Below are 22,334 nucleotides of genomic sequence, written 5' to 3'. Positions count from 1 at the left end.
CACTTTTCGCCCCATGTCTCCCTCCCGCATTCTTCTCCTCGCCCTCGCCGGCCTCTCCCCCATCCCGCTCCTCCGCGCCCAACCCGCTCCCGCCGGCGCTACGTCCGCCGAGCCGCCCGAAAAAATCGTCCGTTTTGAGCAGATGCTCGTCCGCTCACCCGGTCCCGGCCGCGCCTTCGACGAGGTTTTCTCCCACTACTTCTCCACCGAGGGCGCCGCCGCCCTCGCCGCCCGCTGGACCGCCGCCCGCGACGCATCCCCCGCCGGTTCCGCCGAAGCCTCGGCCTACGGCCTGCTCCTCGGACAACTCGCCGAACGTATCGGAGATTTTACTACCGCTCGCATCCGTTACACCGAGGCCGCCACCGCCGCGCCCAAGGATTTCCGCCCGCTCCACCGCCTCGGCCGCCTCGAATTGCGCGAGGCAAAACTCCCCGCCGCCCTCTCCGCTTTCGAGAAGGCCCTCGTCCTTGATATGGGTCCGGCCGACGCCCAGGACGTCCTCCGCGATCTCGCCCGCACCCGTTCCCGCGCCTTCGACGAAGCCGGCGCCCTCACCGCGTGGAAAGACCTTGCCGCCCGTTTCCCCGACGACGCCCTCGTCCTCGAGGAGGTCGGTCAGGCCCAGCTCGACGCCGCCGCCTACGATGATGCCGCCGCGACCTTCACGTCTCTCGAAAAAGCTGCCTCCGGCGATGCCTACCGCGCCGTCCTCGCCCGTCTTCGCCTCGGCGAGGTCGCCGCCAAAAAAGGCGACAAAGAAGCCGCGCTAGCCCGTTTTTCCGCCGCCCTCGACGGCACCCACCGCGACAGCTGGCTCCACCGCGAGGCCCAGAACCGCGTCGACTCCCTCTTCCGCGACCGTGGCGATTACGACGGCCTTATTGCGTTTCACGAGGGCCGCCTCTCCGGTGCCTCGCGCGATCCGGCCGCGGCCCGCCGTCTCGCCGAACTGCTCATCGAACTGGATCGCACCGACAAAGCCCTCGAATGGTTCGACAAGGCCACCGGCTGGGCCCCCGACGACCACGCTCTCCGCTTCGCCCAAATCCGCGCCCTCATCACCGCCAAACGAGACGCCGACGCGCTTCCTCTCCTTGAGACGCTCGTCAAACGCTACCCCAAGGAATCTTCCTACCGCGACACCCTCGGTCAGCTCCACTGGGACCGTATAAAAACCGCCGCCGATGCCGCCGCCGCTTCTTCCGAACGCGCCCTCGCACTCGAAACGTGGGCCGGTCTCGCCCCCAAGGACGCACCCGTTACCGATCTCCTCGCGCTCGCCGAAATCTACCGCACACACGATCTTGCCGAGGAAACCCGCGCCACGCTCGCCCGCGCGGTCGCCGTCGAACCCGCCTCCTACGATCTGCGCGAACGCCTCGCCCTCCAACTCCTCTCCATGAAACGCGACGACGAGGCTTGGACGCTCGCCCGCGGTGGCCCCAAGGGTCTCGCCGATGCCGGCCAATACCGCCGCCTCGCCTCCCTCGAAAAACGCAACGCCCTCTTCGCCGAGTCCCTCGTTTCCATCGACCGTGGCCTCACCCTTGCCCCCGACAACTACGAGTTGCTTGAACTCCGCTGGCAGGTTCTCGCCGAGCTCCTCCGCTGGGACGACGCCCTCGCGCTTTTCCCGCGCCTCCTCGCGCAGGCTCCGGGCGATTTTGCCCGCGACACCATCGAGAGCCGCCATCTCCAGGCGCTTCGTTCCGCCGGCAAACTCGACTCGACCCTCGCCGACTTGGCCAAACGCGTCGCCGACTCCGACCCCGCACTCACCGAGGCCGACCATCGTCTCCACATCCGTCTCGTCCTCGCCCAACAACTCCCGGTGCCGGCCGACGTGACCGCCGCCTTCGCCGCCGCACGCAAAAATTTCCCCGACTCCTTCTCCATCGCCCAGCTCGAAGCCGATTATCTCGACCGCTCCGCTCCGCTCGCCGAACGCATCACCGCCCTTCGCCGCCTCGGCACACTCCGACCCGAACGCTCCGCCGAATGGCTCCGCCGTCTCGTCGGCACGTATCGTTTTGAGGGCGACACCGAAGGCGCCCGCAAGGCCGTCGCCGAACTCATCGCGCTCGCCCCCGCCGACGCCCAGAATCACGTCCTCGCCGCCGATCTCGAATTCGACTCCGGCAAACCCGATGCCGGCATCACCGCCCTCCAGCGCGCCATCCGTCTCGCCTCCGATCCCGCACCGGTCCGCTCCCGTCTCGCCCGCGCCTACCTCGAACAAAACCGTCCCGCCGCCGCCCTCGCCATCTACGAGGAGGCTTTTTATGCCGCTGCCGACGACAACGCCCGCCGCGCTTTCCTCGCGCCCATGACCGAGTCCGCCGTCATCGCCGGCGACCTCGACGGCCTGCTCATCCGCTTCGCCGAGCGCAACCGCCCGCGCCGCGACTCCGCCGCCTACCACATCGAGCTCGGCGAGATTTATTTCAACGCCCGCGACTACGCCCGCGCCCAGGAATCCTGGAACCGGGCCCTCGAACTCAAACGCGACGACCCGCGTCTCATCGCCCGCCTCCTCGATCTCGCCCGCCAAAACGGCGACAGCACGTCGGTCGTCAAACTCGCCCGCCTCCGCTACGAGCGCGAAGCCACTCCCGTCAACGGGATCGAGCTCGGCGAAGCCCTCCTTGCCACCAACGCCGCGCCCGAGGCCGTCGAACTTTTTCTGGCGAATGCTTCGTATTTTTATTCGGATACAACTCTCCTCGGCCGCGTCCTGCCCGTCCTCGCTGCCCAGGATCTTTCGGAACCACTTATCGCCCGCCTGCGCGCGGAATCAGCAGCCGCCGTCGACCCATCCGACCGCGACCTCGTCCTCGCCACCGCGTTCATCACCCTCCGCGATTTCGCCAACGCCGAGCGCCTGCTCTGGGATGTTTACCGCCGTCCGCCCGCGGCCCCCGCCGCCACTCCCGCCGCCGCGCCGGCCAAGCCCGTGCCCACCACTTCGCTCATGGCCGTCAACCGGGCGCCCCAGCCGTTCATGATCGCGCAGCAGTCCCTCCAGACCACCGCCCAATCCTATCAGGGCGCCCTGCAGCTTCTTCAAAACCAGTCAGGCGGTCGCTATTACCGAAGCGGCAGCCGCAGTTACGGCGGTTACGGGATGAATCTCCCGCCGAGCCTCACCGGCAATCAGGACACCGCCCTCGGCTATCTGGGCGCCCTCGCCGTCAATCAAAACAAACCCGCCGAGTTCCTCGCCCGTCTCAAAACCGAGCTGAACTCCCGCAACCTGTCCGCTTCCGAACGCTTCATCGAGTATGCCAAGGTCCAGGCCCGCGAAGCCGCCCTCGCCGAATTCGACGCCGTGCTCGCCGAGCCCGCACCTTCGGTCGCCGCGCTTTATATCGCTCAAAACCTCATCCCCGATCGCCCGAATTCCTACAACGGCATCCGCCCCGAACCCTCTCCCGAACTCACCGCCAAGCTCAAGCTGCTCAGCGAAGCCCTCGCCAAACTCACGCCCCCAGGCAGCCAGTTCCAGCAGCGCGTCCAACAGCTCTATCAATTGCTCAGCTCCAAAAAAATCGACGAGGCCATCGCCGGCCTAAACGAGCTCAAAGCCAGCCCGGGGCTTTCCGAAAACGAGCGCCGCCAGCTTCAATCGCTCGCACTCCAGTTCTCCCTTCAGGCCAAACATTGGGACGAGTTCCTTAAACTTTTGGCGCGATGCATCGCCGACGATCCAAATTTCCAAGGGAATACCATCCTGCACTATGTCGGGACTTATCTGAACCGCGAAGCCGATGCCGACGGCAAAACTCCCGCCGTATCCGAAGCCGATTACACTACGCTCGCGAATCTCATTCTCGATGCCAGCGCCAAGCCCGTTCCCGCCGGGCTCAATCAACAATACTATGCCCAGATGAGTTCGCATCGTGGCATGGGCACCAGCTCCGCCCTCCAGCAGGAACTGCAAACAATCTTCCAGCAAGGCGCCCCCCTCGGCGGACAGGCCACGGGCATGAACTACCAGTTCAAGCATTACGCCACCGTCTTTGCCCAGCATCGCGTGCCGCTCGTCACCCGCCTGCTCGCTCTCGCCGAAAAGCGTGGTGCTGCCGCGCTCACCTCCGCCCGTTTGCTTGCCCTGCAGTTCGCCTTCGCCGCCGACGACTCCACTCAGGCCGAAACGCTGTCGGCCACGCTCCTCGCGGACAAACCCGAGCCAGCCCTCCTCTTCAACCTCGCCGAACTCTCCTTCCGCGCCGAAAAGCTCGACATCGCCAAGGCCCGCTACTCCGCCATCCCCGCCAACGCCGGTGCGATCACCATGGCCGCCGAGTGCCGCCTCCTCGAACTCGCATTGCTTGCCGATGACACCGAGGCAGCCAAAGCCTCCGCCACCCGCCTCGTCCGCCTCCGTCCCCCGTCCTACCTCCCCAACCTCGATCTCAACTCCATTCTCCGCGAACTCGGCCTCGAGAAAACGCTCAAGCCCGCCATCGCCGTAAACGCCGCCGTGCGCCCGCAGCGCAACGCCCAGCAAAACCGCTACGAAGAAATTAACCGTCTCAACAACGAACTCAGCGAGCTCCTCAATAAGAAGGACTTCCCCGCGGCCGAACGCATCGCCAACCGCCTGCTCGCCAATGCCTCGTTGGCCGATGCCCGCCAGGGCAACGACTACGGCCGCCGCAGCGCCCTCTCCGCCTACATCCGCATCGGACTCATGGACGCCTATGTCGCTGATCTCGATGCCCAGCTCGCCCGCAATCCCGACTCCGCACTCGTCATTGAACTGCTCTCCGAGGCCCACAGCGTCATCCGTCAGAACGCCGGAAACTCCTCCTCGGGCAATCTCGTTTCGGTCGCGGCTTCCTCCGCTCCACTGCCGCTTCCGCTCCGTCTTCGCCTCGTCCGCAAAGGCGATACCTACACCGCCAGCTACGCCCCGGTCGTCGTCCCCGCGCCGGCCGATCCCGCCCTTCCCGCGGTGACTGCATCCGACACCCCTTCGCCCGCTCCCGTTTGGACCGATCTCGGCGCCGTCACCCTCGCCGATTTTGATTCGCCTCCCGCCGGTCTGGCCGGGCGTAATCAAAACTTCGGTAAATTCACCGCCGGACTCTTCAACGACATCCGCTTCTCCGGCCAGCCCGTTCCCGCCGACGATTTCAAAAAGCGCGATAACATCCGCGTCGGTGACCAGTCGGTGGTCTTTTATCCGTTCGCCTCCCCGCTCGAAGACGGCGCCTCGATTGAGGTCGTCCTCGACGCACCCGACTCACCCAAGATCCGCGTGCCCGCCGTGCGCGGTCTCGTCCTGCGTGACTCCACCGATAAATTCCCCCGCGTGAGCCTCCTTCGAGGCGAGGATGGCACCCTCTCCTTCAATGCCCGCCGCTACACCGGGCGCCTCGCACAGGGCTACCTCGCCAAACTCGTTTCCCTCCGCCCCCGCGACGAACAACTGCGCAATCGCTACATCAACACCCTGTTCGAAAGCGGCCGCGCCGACGACGCACTCGCTTTTCTCGCCCGCCCTGAAAACCAGGACCAGCTCCTGCGCTTCGCGTCCAACAGCCAGGTGATCGAAGCCCACCGCAAGGCGGGCACGCTAACAGTTTTTGCCGATGACGTCACCCGCCGCGCCATCACCGCCGGCACCCGCCCCGGCCAGTATCCACAAATCGATTACCAAGTTCTCGAACTCGCCCGCAATCTGCACCGATCGGGGGACACCACCGCAGCCATCGTGATCTGGGAAAAGATCCTCCCCGTCCTCCGCGACGACCAGTCCTCCACCGTGCGCAGCGAACTCGTCGCCGCCCTACTCGACGCCGACACGGCGGAAAACCGCACCCGTTCCATCCCCATCATTCGCGACTACTTCATCAGCCGTCCGGTCACCGAAGAAAAACCCGCGCCCGTCTTCAACGACTTCGCGCAGCGCTACTACCAGCAACCGTGGTATTCCAATTTCAGCTCCTCCGGCAGCCGACTCATCTCTCCGGCCTTCAACCTGCTCGACAACATCGACGATCCCGAATTCCTCCGCGCACTGATCTCCGAAAACACCCCTCGACTCGCCGCACCCGACGTCGGCTGGGAACCCCGTTGCTACGATCTCGCCCTCAAGATCCGCGCCGGTGACCCCGGTGCCGGTGCCGCCTTCGCCACGCTTTGGAACGACGCCGTCGCCCAGGCCAAACTCCCCCCCGCTCAACGCCAGGGCTATCAGTCTCAATTCAACCCGCTTAACGGCTTCCTCCCGGCTTGCTTCGAACGCGTTTCCGGTCTGCCCGACCCCGACAAACGCATCGCCGACACCTTCCGCTCCGCCTTCCTGCTCTTCCCGAAACGCAGCGGCATGAACGTTATCTCGACTCCCTCCACCATCCAATCGGCGTTCCTCAACAACCCGTGGGCCGAGTTCGGTGTGCGTTTCGCCTGGGGCGATTATCTCCTGACCCACGGCGACACCGCCGGCAGCCGTCAGGTCCTCCTCGATCTGAACCAATCCGCCAGCCGTCAGGATCCGCGTCAGATGAACTCAAGCCTGCCCAGCCAAATCCTCGGCCGCCTCCTCGCGCTCGGTGATGTCACCGAAGCCCGCCGCGTGCACGACACGACTCTCGTCCGCGTCCAACGCCGCCAAGGTAACCGCAATTCCACCGACACCCGCGCCAAGCGTCTCGTTGAATTTCTCGATGCCCTCGAAGGCAAGGGCGACGCGCCCGCACCCGCGCTCGCCGCCTGGATCATACCCTCTGCGAATGGCACGGCCGAGCTTCACTGGGAAGTCGCCGCCCGCCTCGCCTCCGATAAAAACAACGACGCCAAATCCCTCCCGCGCGTCTTCGGTCTCCCGCGCGCCTCTACCACCGACGGCACCTACGACCTGCTCGTCGAATTCGTCGCCGACACCAACTCCAAGTCCGAACCTCTCGCCAAACTGGATCTTCCTTCAGTCGCTTCACGTGGACGCCACCGGCTCGACTCCCCGCCTTCCAACGGTTTCTTCCGTGCAACGCTCCATCCCCGTGATGGCGGCGAAGACATCGTGCTCGCACCGCAAATCTACTCCACACTGCCCAACCTCCTCACCAACCCCGAGGCCCGGGCCGATACACGAGCTCCCGCACAGATCCCCGGATGGAACATGCCTATCCGCCCGCTCAATTATTCCGGAGGACCCTCGGTTGGAGGCACGGTCACCTTCATCGCGACCCCGATCAACAATAACAACAACGAGCGCATCACCCGGACCGCACCCATCCCCGTCGATCCCAATAAAACCTACTTGATCAGCGCCTGGGCAAACTCGCTCCCCGAAGAATACGCCCAGATCGGCATCGAATTTCTCGATGCCAAAGGCAACGCCCTCGGCAACAACCGTCCCGCTCAAGGCACTGATAACAGTGACTTCCGCTGGCAGCGGATCCTGTTCACTCTCGCACCCGACCGGCGTCTCGACATGAACAACCGCCAGAAAATCCCCGCCGAAGCCGTCGCCCTCCGCATCTGGGTAAGCGGACAACCCGGCCTGCGCATCTCCGACCTCTCTATCCAGGAAATGCCCGCACCCAGTCCCGCTCCCTCGATCCCCAAACCCGTGCCCTCCATTCCCAAACCCGCCCCCGTCAGCCCCCCGCTGCAAATGTAGGCCTGGCTGCGGCTCAGGCTTCGCTCCGCGCTCTATTTTCTACAAGAAGCCTTGCCTTTATTACCGGACTTCTCGCCCTCGTCCGCCACCCTCCGTCGCCGTCGGCGAAAGTAACCTATTGGGCTACCTTCGCCGGTGCCGGGGAGGCGACACGTTCACTCACGCGCATCCAGATGATGCTTGCCGCGCACCGACCGGACCGGCAATTCGGCAAGCCATGACGCGCATGCGCTTCGCCTCCTGGTTGCCCGTTGCCGCCGTGCTCACGCTGGCAGCTTTCGGCATCGCCGGGCTCATCCTCGGCATCGCCGGCGACCGCAAAGGCATGCAGGCGCTCCCCGATGCGCACGGCTCCACGGTGGACGTGCTTCACGATCCGGTTGGCACCCTGACGCGTGATGATGTTCTCTCCCGTCACGATTCCGACTGGCTCCGTTGGGACGGCCACGGCTACATCCGCGCTCTCTTCGGCGAGGCCGTGTGGGTTCGCTTCGTTCTTAAAAATCCGTCCAACCATTCCGCGCGCGGTGTGCTGGCCGACGCCGAATATTATACCGACCGTATCGACCTTTGGACATCCGACGACAGCTACCCCGATGGCTTGCGGCATCAGGTTTCCGGCGAATGGATACCCGCCCACGAGAAATCGCTTTGGGGACGCGACTCGGCTTTTTTTGTCGAAGTGCCCGCCCGCGGCGAACGCGTCGTTTACCTGCGCCTGCAAGACTACTTCGGCGTGTGGCTGCGCCCCGTCTGGTGGAGCGAAGAACGCGCGTTTCTCTCTTCGCAGATCCGCGACATCGTCTCCGAAGCCTGCTACTTCGGAGTGCTCCTCGCCCTGCTCGTTTACAACTGCGTCATCTGGGCGAGACTGAAGCACCGTGATCTCGGCTACTACCTGTGCTACCTTTGCGCGCTCGGCCTGTTCATGTTCTTTTCCCGCTCGGCCCATCAGGTCGTCGGTCTGTCCATAGGCTCGCCCACGATGGAGACCATCCTGACCACCGCACTGGCGGCAGGCGGTTTTTTCCTCGTCGAGTTCGCCCGCGTGTTTCTCGACCTCGCCCGACTCACACCGCGCATGGACTGGGCCGCGCGGGTGATGCGGATCATCATGGGCACGCTGCTCGTCGCCCTTACCTTGCCGTGGAGCAATAATACCCTGCTTCTCCACATCACGGTGGGAGCATTCTCTGTCACCCACATCGTGCTCTTTGCCGCGGCGGTGCAGGCGTGGCGCGCGGGTTCCTACTACGCCCGCTACTTCGTGCTCTCGTTCGGCGTTCTACTCGGCGGCGTGCTGCCCACCGCGGCGATCTGGTTGCTCGCCATCCCGCTCGGCATGTCCGCCCAGGCACTGCGCATGGGCTCCGCACTGGAAATGCTGCTGCTTTCACTCGCCCTCTCGGACCGCTTCGCGCGTCTCCAAAGCGACAGCCTCGCCTCCAAACTCGCCGAGGAGAGCGCGCGCCTGGAAACGCTCCGCTATCAACTCAACCCGCACTTCCTCTACAACGTCCTCGGCTCGATCCGTTCACTCGTGCACACGCGCCCCGCAGCCGCCGACGAGATGACCATCCAGCTCGCCGATTTTTGCCGGCAGACGCTCACCCGTGACGCCGCCACGACCGGCACACTCGGCGATGAACTCAAGTTGATCTCCACGTATCTCGACATGGAACGCACGCGTTGGCGCGAACGCCTGCAAACCCGCATAGACGCCGAGCCCGCCACACTCGTCGTGCAGGTCCCGCCCTTCCTGCTCCTGCCGCTCGTCGAGAACGCCATCAAATACGGCACGCGCACCAGCGAAGAAACCGTGGAGGTGGTCATCACCGTTCTCCTCGTCGATGCGCATAATCTCGTCATCGAAGTCGCCAACACCGGCCACTGGGTCGGCACACCCGCCCTGGGCGAACCCACGTCCACCGGCATAGGTTTGACCAATCTTCGCCAGCGCCTCGCCCGCTACTATCCGGACCGCCACCAGTTCACCACCGGAGAAAGCAACGGCTGGGTGCGCGTCAGCCTGCGACTGACCCAACCCGCACCATCCGTAACCTGATCCACCATGATCCGAGCCCTTTTAATTGAAGACGAAGCACCCGCCCGCGAAGATTTTCGCCGTCTTCTCGCCGCACACCCCGAGGTCGTGATCGTCGGCGATGCCGCCTCGGTTGCCACTGCCCGCACGCGTCTCGCGACGTCCGACTACGACCTCGTTTTTCTCGATATCCAACTCATTGGCGGCAACGGCTTCGATCTCGTGCCTCACGTCCGGCCCGAGGCCCGCATCATCTTCGTCACCGCCTATGATCAACACGCCCTGCGCGCCTTCGAGGTCAACGCACTCGACTACCTCCTGAAACCCGTCGCCCCGGCACGAATCGCGCAAGCCCTCGCCCGCCTCGGCGCACCTGCGCAACAGCCCGTCAACCGGCCCCCGACACTCACAATCGACGATCGCCTACTCCTGAAACTCGGCTCGGGCAACGACCGTTTCGTGCGCCTGGCAGACATCCAGCAGATTGTATCCTGCGAAAACTACAGCGAAGTTCACTTGGCGGGCGGCGAACATGTGCTCGTGCGTAAAACACTCGCTACGTGGGAAGCCGAACTGCCGTCAGAGCAATTCGGGCGCGTGCATCGCACGACCATCGTCAACGTCGCGCACGTCACCCGCATCGAGCGCGTCACCGAAGCGACCAGCCACGTCTTCCTCGACGGGGCGACCGAACCTGTGACCGCGAGCTACCGCTACCTTCCAACTCTGCGCGAGACACTCGCGCGCCATCGCCGACGGTAGACCGACGGTAAGCCGACGGCAGGACGCGGGCGTCGCACGTTTTGCGCGGGCGTATCCGTGCGGTTGTCACCGACATGCCTGCGGTTGTCACGGGAGATTTGCGCGACGTCATCATCCGCCCTGCGGTTCGTGGGCGGGAACCTCTGTGCCCACACCGACCATGAAATCTTCGTCCACCATTTCCCGCCGCCGCAGCGTTGCCACGCTTTTTATTCTACTGACGACGCTTTCGCCTCATCTCAGTGCCCAAGCCAGCATCTTCCAGTCGGTGGACGGCAACAGTTGGTTCGACGACGACAACTGGTATTCCGGACAACTTCCGACCGCGGACGACGACGTATTCATCTACAACGACCACTCCGCCGTTGTCGCCTCTACGGGAGCCGTCGCACACTCCCTATTAATCGGCTTTGCCAACTCCGGCTCGCTCACCGTCGAAAACGGCGGCACTGGCTCCAGCAGCCAGATCCAGCTGAACTCGGACGGTCGCTTCCTCGTTACCGGCATCGGTTCATCCTGGACCGTCACCGAGGCCGTGTCGCTCAACGCCAACAGCGATGCCAACCACATCACCGTGTCTGCGGGAGGCGGATTAACGGCCAGCAGCTTCACCGTTGGCAGCGCTGATAATGGCACTGTAAATCAAGGTAACATTCTCGTCACCGGTGCGGGTTCGCATTTGGTCGATACCGCGACCGGCGGATACTGGGGCCTCACACTCGGCTCCGGCGATTACTCTACTCGCGGCATCGGCAGCGGCACGCTCACCATCAGCGACGGTGCCTCCGCCATTAATAGCATCGTCGCCGTCGGTTATTGGGGAAGCGGCGCGGTGCTCGTATCCGGTGCCGGGTCCACTTGGGAAGTCGGCAGGCTGCAAATGGCCTACGACGGCGGCAGTCATGGATCGGTCACGGTTGAACAAGGTGCCACGGTCTCCGTTGGTTTCATCAATGTAGGTTACGCCGGTGCCAGCCCCGCGGTCGGCGCCCACTCTGCCGGCACCGGATCAATCACCGTGCGCGACACCGGCTCGCAATTCACCCTCGCCGACACCTATTTCCCTATCGCTACCGGCAACAGCATTACGGTGGCCGATGGCGGCACCCTTAGAATCGGTAGCGCCGGCGACGGAAGCCTCTATTTTGATCCCGGCGCCACCCTGACGATCGGCACCGGCGGCACCGCCGGCATGATAGCCGCAGGCATGGTCAACAACCGGGGCGCCATGATCTTTAACTTCACAGACAATCTCATCTTCAACACACCGATCACCCAGTATTACGGCGACGCCACGGACGTCGGCACGCTCACCAAAACCGGCGCCGGCACGCTCATCCTCACCGCAGACAATACCTACACCGGCGGCACTTTCATCAACGCCGGCACCGTTCAGATCGGCAACGGCAGCGGCGACGGCTCGATCACCGGCAACGTCGCCATCGCCACTGGAGCCGCCCTCGCCTTTAACCGCTCCAACAACCTCGCCTTTGCCGGTATCATTTCCGGCGACGGCTCCGTCGTCCAAACCGGCTCGAACACGCTCACGCTTTCTGCGGACAATACCTACACCGGCGGCACTCGCATCAACAGCGGAACGCTCTCCGTCAGCAACAACACGAACTTGGGAAATGCTTCCGGCAGCGTCACTCTCGCCGGCGGCAATCTACGTCTCGCCAACAACGCCGCGACGACCTTCAACCGCGCCGTCACCGTCACCGCCAATTCCACGCTCACGCCATCCCGCGCCAGCAGCAGCGGCAACGGCATCACTCATGTCCTCGGCACGCTTTCTCTCGGAAGCCATACCTTGACCATCGCCCGCGGTTCTAACTTCAGCACCAACCAGACTGGCTCCGTCACCTTCGGCTCAACTTCGCTGACGGGTAACGCCACACTTGACCTCACCAACGTCAACGGCTCCGGCATCGGTGTTACCACACTCGGTGCGCTCAACGACCACGGCACCGCGCGTTCACTCACCAAAAAAGGCACCGGCACTCTCACCCTCGCCTCGGCCGCCACCAGTCTGGTCAACGGCACAGCCATCAACCTCGAAGCCGGCGTCACCAATCTCAACAACGCCACCGCACTTGGCTCGCTCGCCAACGTCACGCTCTCCTCAGGAGCCACGCTCGCCATTGCCTCGGTCCCGACACTGGGTGCGCTCAACGGCACCGGCGGCACCGTCACGCTCGGCAGCAATACGCTCACCATCGGCAACACCAACAACAACCTGAACTCATCCTTCGGTGGCGTTATCAGCGGAACCAACGGCAAACTCACCAAGGCGGGTTCCGGCACGCTCACACTCTCCGGCACCAACACCTACACCGGGGCGACGTCCGTCGATGCCGGCAAACTTTTCGTCAACGGTTCGATCGCCAACACGGCCGTCACCGTGAAGCTCAACTCCACCCTCGGTGGAACGGGCAGTATTGGCGGATTAACTACCGTCCAGTCCGGAGCCCGCCTCGCTCCCGGCGTTTCCTCGGGCACGCTCACGTTTGCCAACGGTCTCTCGCTCAACACTGGGGCGATCCTCGATTTCGATCTCGGCACGGCCAGCGACCTGATCCGCGTTTCCAGCGGCACGCTAACCGGCTCCGCGGTCGCCGGTGGTATCACGATCAATCTCGCCGACTCCGGTGGTTTTGTCACCGGCACCTACACACTCGTTAACTTCTCCAACGCCACCCTGAGCAGTTTCGATCTCTCCGACTTCGTCCTGGGCTCCACGCTTTCCGGCTATAATTACGCGCTGGCGTTCTCCGGCAGCACGCTGGTGCTCACCGCCTCCGTCATCCCCGAGTCCACCACGGTCGCCCAGCTTTTCGGTGCAGCCACTCTTGTCTTCGCCGCCGTCCGACGCCGCCGTCGCTGAATACGGTTTCTATCCGCAATTTTTCAGCCCAGCTCCATACGTCGCGCGTTGACGAGGAGCTCGGCGACGTTGGCCGCACCCAGTTTCGCCATGAGGTTGGCACGATGAAACTCCACCGTGCGCGCGCTCAAACCAACCACCTCGCCCGTCTCACGGCTCGTGCGGCCGGCCAGCACATGCGTCAGCACTTCCTGCTCGCGACGTGACAAAATCTTCCCCACCGCCAGCGACTTCGCGCCTTCGCGAGCAAGCGTCTCATTGAATCGCGCCGAGTAGAACAACCGTCCGTCCGCCACCGCGCCAAACGCTTCGGCCAGTTGCTCCGGCGTAGCATCCTTCTCGATGTAGCCTTCCACGCCGCTCTCGCGCACGCGCGTCAGCGCCAGCGGATCCACCAGCGACGACAACACCAGCGCCCGCACCTGCGGCCGTATCTGCCGCGCCGCCCGCACAAACTCCAGCCCGCCCATCCCGGGCAGCTGCAGATCGACAATCAAAACATCCGGCTGCACCGCGCTCATCAGCGCCAGCGCATCCTCTCCCGAACCCGCCACGCCCACGACCGCGTAGCGTCCCCAGCCCGCGATCAAATCAGTCAGCAACGCACGGAACATCCCCATGTCCTCGACCACCAGCACGCGCACCGGCGCGGAGGTCAGCGCATCCATTCGTGTATTCATAATAGGGCGACTTATTTTAATTTATCCGGAGCAGCCAGCAGCGTGAACGAGAATTCCGTCCCGCCTCCTTCGACCGGCTTTGCGCTCAGCCCCGCGTCCAGCGCACGCGCGATCTCCAGGCACAGTCGCAACCCCAGTCCGTTGCCCGCCCAGTCCGGCACGTCCGCATCGGATGCCAGCCGCGCCGCCACCACCGGCGGCAACCCCGGACCGTCGTCACGCACCGTGATCCGCACCCCGTCCGGCACGCCGGTCGCGGTCACGTGCACCCGCGATCGCGCATAACGCAGCGCATTGGCCACGAGGTTGCGGATCAACGTCTGGGCAAGCACCAGATCGGTCGTCGCCTTCAAACCGTCCGGCACGTCCACCATGCGCAGCTCCAGCCCTGCGAGATCCGCCTGCGAACGATACAACGCCAGCACCGGCGAGACCAAGCCCGTCACCGGTTGCGCCACGAGAAACTTCGAGCCCGCGCGCAAACGCGCCCACAGCACCAGATCCTCGATCAGCAACAATACCTGCCTCCCCAGCTGCGCCGCGTCGCCGATGAAGCGCCCCTGCGGCGTCTGCCCCGTTTCGCCCGCGCCCAGGTGTTCCGCCGTGCGGGTGAGCGCGGTCAACGGACTGCGCAGGTCGTGGCCGATCACCGCGATCATCCGGTCCTTATCGGCGTTGGCCTCGACCAGCTCGCGCGTGCGTTCACGCACTTCGACTTCGAGTTCATCCGCGTAGGCTTCCTGGATGGCGCGGCGTTGTTCAGTCTCGTCGATCAACTTCGTCTGCGCTTCCGCACGTTCACGCTGGATGCGTGCAAACCGGTCGGCCACCGCGAACGAGAGCACCAACATCTCCAGCGTCGAACCGGCCAGCAGGCACATCGCCGCCCAGGAAAGGATATCCTGGTTCAGCCAGGTCACCACCGCCGGGGCCGCTCCGGCCAGCAACAACCCGAAGGCCGCCACAAAGAAGCGCGCATGACTCACGCCCGCCCGCCAGCCGGCCACCGCCACCGCCAGCAAAACGAGATGCGTCGCGCTCACCGCAATCACCACGGCTCCGAGCCAATGCAGACCGGACATCCACGGCATCATCGCCACCCCGGCCAGCAACACCGCCAGCAACCAACGCAGTCCGCGCAACACGCGATCCGTTCCGGGCACCCGCGCGGCGGTTCCCAAAAACACCCGGGCAAACTGCACCAGAAAAAGTCCGCTCGCCGACAACAACCCCGTCACCAGCATTTCCTTCCAGGGCGATCCCACTGCGAAGCCCAGCAGCGCCGCTCCACCGTTGGATATAAAATTAAACCCCGCCATCGTCCCCGCGTAGAGCACATACCACCCGGTGTCGGGAAACCGCAGCCGCGCCCACAACACTCCGTTGTAGAGCAACAGCGCCAGCACCCCGCCGTAGCAAATCGCCTCCGCCAGCGTATCGCGCACTTGCTCCGCGAAAAACTCCCCGACCTCCGGCCACCACCGCGGCCGCAGATACACGTTAAAATAATCCTCCGCCCTCAGGTAGGCCACCCGTTCGCCGCCCGCCGGCACCGTCAGCGTAAACGCCGCCGTGCGTCCCCAGAGCGGTTTCACTTTCGAGTCCGCCGCCTCGCCCGAACGCATCGGCTGCCAAGCTCCCGCGTCGTCCTGTATCCAAAAATCAATCTGGTCGGGGAAATACTCGGTGTCCGCGAGCACGCCCTGCAACGCCCGCCCACCCGGATTGCGCACCGTCGCACGAACCCACACCGCATCGCCCTGCACCGCGCGAAGGTAGTCCAAGCCATCCCACGCACGCCATTCCGCCGGTGAGGTGGCGACCACTTCCTCAAAGCTCAGTCGTGCCCCCGGATCGTTCATCCACTCAACGGTGGACCCGGCCTTATTCGGCAGGATTTCCATGCCGTCGCGATGGCCCGCCACGCCAAACACCAGCCAGCCGAGCCCCGCCATCACGCACACCAGTCCCGCGAAAAGACCAAGTCGGGAGCTAAGTTGTGGAAAATTCACTCTCGTCAATCCACCCCACGTCCCCCCGCCACCGCAAGCCCCCTCTCCCACTCAAAGCTGGTAGAACTACGAGGTTTGCCCCGTTGCCCGTTCCGCCACCCCGCACCGGACTACCCGCAACGATCCTCCGTCATGCGCCCATCCCGCTTCCTCCCACTCGCACTCCTGCCCTTGGCCGCATTGTCACTGCGGTCCCAGACCACGGTCACGCTCGACGACCAGCAGACGAACTCCACCGCCTACGACACCTCCTCGCCGAACTCGCCGCTCACCTTCGGCATCGTCACGGGTTCAGCCACGCAAAGCGGCGTCCTCAGCGGCACCGGCTCCGTCGTAAAAGACGGCGACGGCAAACTCACCCTCACCGCGACCAACACCTACTCCGGCGGCACCGTGCTGAATGCCGGCACCCTCGGCCTCGGCGCCGACAACGCCCTCGGCTCCGGCACCCTCACCATCAACGGCGGCACCGTCCGTGCCGAAGGTGCCGGTCGCACCCTTTCAAATGACGTCATCCTCAACGGTGACTTCACTCTCGGCCGCTACACCAATCTCTCCGGCGCGGTCATCCTCTCCGGCGACATCACGATCACCTCCGCCAATCCGGATTCCAGTCCCCGGGCCAACTCGACGATTTCCGGCATCATCAGCGGTGCGCACGCCCTCACCTTTGACGAAGGTGCCAATCCCATCGGCGACATCATCCTCGCCGGGGCAAACACTTACTCCGGCGCCACCACCCTTCTTTCCGGCACCGTGTGGATCGCCGACACCGGCAGCATCGCCTCCTCCGAAAGCGTGAACATCGCCGCCGGCGCCACGCTCCGCGTCTTCGGCTTCGAGCAGACCCTTCGCAACCTTTCGGGTGCAGGCTCCCTCGTTTTCGGCAATCAGGCCATCACCCTCACGATAGACAATGACCGAGACACCACTTTCGCAGGCTCGATCACCAATTATGGCAGCATCTGGAAAGCAGGCTCCGGCATCCTTACGCTCACCGGCACCAGCAACTACACCGGCGGCACCGTCATCGATGGCGGCGGCGGCCTGATCCTGCGCGACGGGGGATCGATGAGTGCGGTGTTCGCCCAGATCAGCGCGAGCACGGTAGCGGTGACCGGTGCCGGCTCGACTTGGTCCCATTCCGAAGAGATTGCCCTCGGTGACTTCGCCAGTGCGCGCGACAGCATCCTGACCGTTTCCGACGGCGCCTTGATCCGCGCCAGCAAAGTGGTTCTCGGCACTTACTACGGTTCGACCGGCACACTCAACATCGGTGCCACCGCCACCGCACCGGCGGCCGCGGGCGGCGTGCTCGACACCGACAAGATAACGACCGGACTCGACGGCACCGGCACCGTTCAACTCAACACCACGGCGACGGCCGCATCACCCTTCCACCTGACGCGGGACGGCACTGCCGATGGCACCGGTGTGCTGATTAAAGGCAATGCCACGGTCATCAACACCGCCGGCTACAATGTCCTCACCGCCGCGAGCACCTTCACCCACGGCACGATCATCAACGGCGGCACCCTCGCCGCCCGCGGAGCCTTCGCCGGTTCCTCCTCGCTCGGCACCGGTCAGGTCACCGTCAACAGCGGCGGAACCCTCGCGGGCAATGACTTGATCAGCGGCCTCACCACCGTCCACACCGGAGGCACGCTCGCTCCCGATGCCGGCGGGGTGCTCTCGTTCAGCAACGGCCTCATCCTCCACACAGACGCCATCCTCTCCTACTCCCTCGGTTCTCAGATTAATACCCTCATCGTCTCCGGCGGCACGCTCACCGGCCCCGGCTCCGGAGCCATCACCGTAAACCTCACCGACTCCGGAGGCTTCACGGCCGGCACCTACACCCTGATCGACGCCACCGGCGCCACGCTATCCAGCATCGGTGCAACGTCCTTCGAACTCGGCACCGTCATCGCCGGCTACAGATACACGTTCTCGCAGGCCGGAAATCAATTCCTCCTCACCGCCTCCGCCGTCCCCGAGCCCTCCACCTGCGCGCTGCTTGCGGGTATGATCATCCTCACCTTCGCGGTGATCCGCCGCCGTCACCGCTAGTCCTTGGAGCGATCAGAACCGCATTGTCGCCTTCATTCCGACGGTGCGCGGCGCGGCTGGAATGAAGGTCGGGATTCCATACGCGCCGCCGATATTCCCGGCATCCAACAGGTATTGTTTTTCAAATACGTTATTCATGTAGCCGACCACTTCCCAGCGCTGCGTGCGCGAACGGTAGCCGACACGCAGATTCACCAGCGCGAATCCACCCTGCCGCAGAATGCCGCCGTTCTGGGCATTGTCGTCCTCGAAGTAATAAGCCGAGCGATACATCAGCAGCGGCGTGAAAAACACCGTGCCTTTGTCCACGAACGGCAGCGAAAGCGTGCCACCCAGCGACACCACATGTTCAGAGGTCATGCGGAACGAGTTTCCCGCAAACGCCTGAGGCTGTCCGTTTTCGCCCTGTGCGGAAAACTTCGCATCCGTGAACCCATAGGCCGCAAACAGCGTCAGCTCCCGCGCCACATCGGCCGCCACCGTGGTCTCGAAACCTTGTCCGCGCGCGCGTCCGCCGTCGAAGGGCGCGATCACTCCGGGCGACACCACCCGCTGCGTCTGGAAGTGATCGAAGTAATACTGAAACACCGAGGCATCATAACGGATCCGCCGGCCCGCACTCGCGCCCTTGATGCCCACTTCATAATTCCACACCGACTCCTCGGCGCCTTGGCGCGGGGCGAGCGTCATTTCATTAAAATCCACCACGGTCGGCCGGCGGCCCCGCGACACGGAGGCATACGTCGCGAATCTTGGCGTGAACGCATACCGCGCATCGAGCTGCCCTGCCCACGATTGCTCGTCCGCGGAATTCGTGAGTTCTCCTGCTGTGTTTTGGAAAAAGTTATTCGAGCCACCCGAGGTCGGCAGTCCGCCCACGAGATTACCCGGAACCGGCGCGGCGAAAGATTGATAGCGCGATACGATGCGTTCCTGCGTGACGCGCAAGCCGCCGCCGACATTGAGTTTGTCGGTCAGCTTGTAATCCACGCGTCCGAAAACATCCCCCGAAGTCGTCTCGGCTTCATGGGTGTGACGCTCCATGTAGCGCGGATTGAGCCCCGGCGCAGGCGGATTACCCAAAAATAAATTGAGGAGATTTTCGTTGGTGCGAACGAGCACTTCCTGGTCATCCCGAGACCACGCGACCTGCACACCGGTCGAAGCGGTGAAGCGGCCGCCGCGATCATAGTCGAGCCGCAGCTCCTGGCTGAGTTGTTGGCCATCGAAACGCTCACCGACTTCGAGCAAATAAAGAAAGGAACCATCGGCATCAAATTCATCGCGGTTGTCCACTTGGCGCCACGCACTGGTCGAGGTGAGCGTCCAGGTTTCGTTGACCTCATGCCGCACGATGCCGGTGAGTCCGGTGACGTCGCGCACGATGCCGAGTTCGGAACCACGGTTAAGATTGGCCGGCGTGTAAGGATTGGTGTCGATGAATGCCGGCGGCACTCCGATCACGCCGCTCTTAAAGGCTGTGCCGGACGTATCATCGTGTTGATAGTTCAGAATCAAATCTACGGTGGTCGCCGCCGTCGGTTGCCAGCGCAGACTGGTGCGGAACCCCACCGTGCCGTCACCTTGCAGATCGGAACCGTCCGCGAGATTCTTCACGTAGCCGTCACGTTCTTCGACCATCACCGCGACTCGGATAAAAAGCTTATCCGCCACCACCGGCCGGTTGATGGCGGCTTCGGCGAGACGCGTGTTAAAGTCACCAAAACCGACCGTGAGATGACCGCTCGATTCGTTACGCGCGCGATTACTGGTGATCGAAACCGCGCCGGTCTCCACGCCTTCGCCGAAGCGCGTCGGCTGCGGGCCCTTGAACACGGACACGCTATCCAGATCAAACCAGGCGACATTATTGCCGTGGATATTGTTCAGACCGATGCCGTCCTGGAAAACCGACACCCGCGGCTGCACGCGGGGATCACTGGAATCGGACGTCAGGCCGCGAAGGTTGAGCGAGACGTTGTCGACCGATTGGTTGGTCGCAAAAAACCCCGGCACCAGCGGCGCCAGTTGTTCGTAATCGTTGATACCGTTGGCCACCAAAAAACTGCCATCATAAGCGGTCACCGCACCCGGCACGGCCAACCGCGACGCTTCCGCGCTTTGCGCCGTGACCTCGACCGATTGTAGCGTCACCGGATCTTCGTCCGCCCGCAAAACCACACTCGAAACCAAGGTTAGCACGACCAGCCCCGTGCATAGGAATAGACGGATCGGCGCGCGGAGGCCGGCGCGGTAAAAAGCCCAAGGTGAAGTCATTGAGGTAAATCGCGAACCATGGGATTCGCGAAACTCATACGAAACACCGCCTCAAATCAAGAGTGGCATAGGACTCCCGACACCTTCTAGGGCATTCTCCTCATACGACCTCAAGGGCCATTCGTTCTAGCGCCTGCGCCGCACCAGAACGGCCATCAATGCCACGGCGCCCGCCAACGCAGACCCCGTCGCCGGCTCGGGAATGGCGGCATTTTCAAAGCCCTCGATGTAGTCCGCCCCCGAAAGACTCGTGATCGTGAACCCGCTGACCGCTTCGTCATCCTCCGTGAATATCTCGTCGATTCCCTCGACGTAAGCCGTGTGGCCGAACTCGGCGCGCGACAGCGCCCAGACATTCGCAACGTTCAAAGTTCCTTGCGCATAGGTATCCACCTTCAACTGCCCCTCCAACAAAAACGGCGTGCCAAAGATAAACGATATCTCCACCTCCATCAGCCCGGGCAGGTCTCCCGACGTGGCGAATCCATCGCCTTCGAAATTCCGTCGATAGTCGCCGCTAAGATTCGTGTAGTAGCTGCCGTTTCCACCCAGCAAAGCGGAGAACTTGGTTTCAACATAGCCGGTATAGATCGTCCCGTTGTAGCTAGCATCGCCCAGCAACACGCCGCTCACGCGCATCCGCGCGGTGAAATAACCCGTCATGCCGGTGAGCCCCGCCGCATTGATCGTCAACGTGTCCTGGAAACCCGCCAGTGCCAGCGTGCCGGTATTCCATTCACCACGGATCTCCGACTCGGCAAACACGCCGAGATGCCCGATGCGCGCCACGCCCTCGGCCTGATTGAACCGGTAGTTCTTAAGGTCCTCGCTCACCTCCGCATGCGAATACTCGAGCGAGGCCACCGTCGCACCCGTTTGCTGCGGCAGGTTGTGCGTCTGCACGTAAACTTGAGCGGACGCTTCCGCCGTAAATAGCGCGGACACCACCAGCAAACCGCCGAGCGCGGGCAGGCATCGGCATAAAATCCGGGAATTAAAATGGAGATTCATAAAAAGAGCGGACTACCAGTTCCAAAACAGGCGGGCGAAGAGCGTGGCCGTGAAGGCTTCGAACTCGGACGTGCCCACATTGGACGCGGAATCCGTGTAGCTGCCGACCGCGTCGACCGCGAAGAACGTCAGCGGCGACCAGCTCGTGGTCAGCGTAGGCGTCCAGGCCTTATCCGTGCGACTGCTCTTACGGAAATCCTCGTAGCTGTATTGCACCGAGGGGATGACGTAGAAGCGCTTCCCTTGAAACGGAATCAAGGTCACGCCGAGGTTGAAGTCGTGTTTGTTTTTACCCGAGCCCGTCTTGGGATCGGACAAAAAGTAGTTGTAGGAAAACGTGGGAAACACGCGGCTGTTGGGAAACCACGAGAACTCCACACCGCTGGAATAGGTCCAGGTTTGCGCAAGCGGATCGCCGCCGCCGGTGCGGTAAACTTCCGAGTATTGCCACGAGAGCGGAATGCCCACGGACGCCTTGTTGTTCAGAATAAATGTCTCGTAAGTAAGCTGCTGGCGAAACGTGCTCGTATCGAAATCATTTCCGCTGTTCGCGTCCTTGTTGTGACGAAAAAAAGCGGCGTCATAGCTGCTGTTGAGTTTGAGCGCGTCGTTAAACGTCACGCGAAGATTGGCACCGAGAAACTCGGCCAGCTGGCTGTCGGACTCCCGGTTGTTGGGCGTATTGAAGATATTATCCGACGCGAAGAGCATGGTGTTGGCACGCACCTGTCCGCTCAGTTTGTCCGTGATCTGTTGAAGGCGGGAGACGGTGTTCTCCTGCTCGCGCAACATGCCGATGCGGTGAAATGTGCCGCTTCCCGTGGGGTCCTGACGACCGATCGCTTCAAGCGCGGCCGGTGACGGCTGCGCCACGGCGCACAACGGGAGGGCTAACAGGAGAACAGACAGATATTTCATAGGGTCGAAAAAAGGAGTGAAGAAAGTGCGCGTCGAATGAAGG

At 63.4% G+C, this 22,334-nt stretch carries 10 protein-coding genes; 5 read left to right on the top strand and 5 right to left on the bottom strand.

What is annotated here, in order from left to right:
* The first annotated feature begins 13 nt into the window (after positions 1-13).
* The 4 genes from FPL22_RS13820 (at position 14) to FPL22_RS13805 (ending at position 13,323) form a co-directional block, all read left to right on the top strand.
* Positions 14-7,633 carry a tetratricopeptide repeat protein gene (locus FPL22_RS13820; protein ID WP_144353576.1) on the top strand — a complete coding sequence of 2,540 codons (7,620 nt, stop codon included), beginning with the start codon at positions 14-16 and terminating at the stop codon, positions 7,631-7,633.
* A 217-nt stretch (positions 7,634-7,850) separates the two neighbouring features.
* On the top strand, positions 7,851-9,698 hold the full coding sequence (locus FPL22_RS13815; protein ID WP_144353575.1) for a 7TM diverse intracellular signaling domain-containing protein: 1,848 nt from the start codon (positions 7,851-7,853) through the stop codon (positions 9,696-9,698).
* 6 nt (positions 9,699-9,704) lie between these two features.
* Entirely contained in the window at positions 9,705-10,439 is a 735-nt protein-coding gene (locus FPL22_RS13810) for a LytR/AlgR family response regulator transcription factor (protein WP_144353574.1), read from the top strand.
* A 160-nt stretch (positions 10,440-10,599) separates the two neighbouring features.
* Complete coding sequence (locus tag FPL22_RS13805; RefSeq protein ID WP_144353573.1) at positions 10,600-13,323, top strand: beta strand repeat-containing protein; 2,724 nt, start codon at positions 10,600-10,602, stop codon at positions 13,321-13,323.
* Positions 13,324-13,346: 23 nt separating this feature from the next.
* Here the strand turns inward: FPL22_RS13805 and FPL22_RS13800 are convergent, their stop codons facing one another.
* Together FPL22_RS13800 and FPL22_RS13795 are read right to left on the bottom strand one after the other, a co-directional pair.
* Positions 13,347-14,003, bottom strand: coding sequence for a response regulator (locus tag FPL22_RS13800; protein ID WP_144353572.1), 657 nt, complete (start codon positions 14,001-14,003; stop codon positions 13,347-13,349).
* Positions 14,004-14,014: 11 nt separating this feature from the next.
* Positions 14,015-16,015 (bottom strand): sensor histidine kinase, encoded by a 2,001-nt coding sequence (locus FPL22_RS13795; protein WP_238991420.1) that lies wholly within the window; start codon positions 16,013-16,015, stop codon positions 14,015-14,017.
* A gap of 132 nt (positions 16,016-16,147) precedes the next feature.
* Between FPL22_RS13795 and FPL22_RS13790 the strand changes: the two genes are divergently transcribed.
* On the top strand, positions 16,148-18,085 hold the full coding sequence (locus tag FPL22_RS13790; protein WP_162525316.1) for a beta strand repeat-containing protein: 1,938 nt from the start codon (positions 16,148-16,150) through the stop codon (positions 18,083-18,085).
* Positions 18,086-18,097: 12 nt separating this feature from the next.
* On the opposite strand, the gene FPL22_RS13785 is transcribed toward FPL22_RS13790, so the two are convergent.
* The 3 genes from FPL22_RS13785 to FPL22_RS13775 form a co-directional block, all read right to left on the bottom strand.
* Complete coding sequence (locus FPL22_RS13785) at positions 18,098-20,362, bottom strand: TonB-dependent receptor (protein ID WP_144230988.1); 2,265 nt, start codon at positions 20,360-20,362, stop codon at positions 18,098-18,100.
* A gap of 126 nt (positions 20,363-20,488) precedes the next feature.
* The gene (locus FPL22_RS13780; protein ID WP_144230987.1) at positions 20,489-21,373 is read right to left on the bottom strand and encodes a hypothetical protein; all 885 of its coding nucleotides are present in this window, start codon (positions 21,371-21,373) and stop codon (positions 20,489-20,491) included.
* Between the two features lie 12 nt (positions 21,374-21,385).
* The gene (locus FPL22_RS13775) at positions 21,386-22,291 is read right to left on the bottom strand and encodes a hypothetical protein (RefSeq protein ID WP_144230986.1); all 906 of its coding nucleotides are present in this window, start codon (positions 22,289-22,291) and stop codon (positions 21,386-21,388) included.
* Positions 22,292-22,334 lie beyond the last annotated feature (43 nt).

This window comes from Rariglobus hedericola, from assembly GCF_007559335.1.
GTDB classification, from domain to species: domain Bacteria; phylum Verrucomicrobiota; class Verrucomicrobiia; order Opitutales; family Opitutaceae; genus Rariglobus; species Rariglobus hedericola.
The sequence above is the reverse complement of the archived record's forward strand: the minus strand, read 5'-3'. Positions and strand labels throughout refer to the sequence as shown.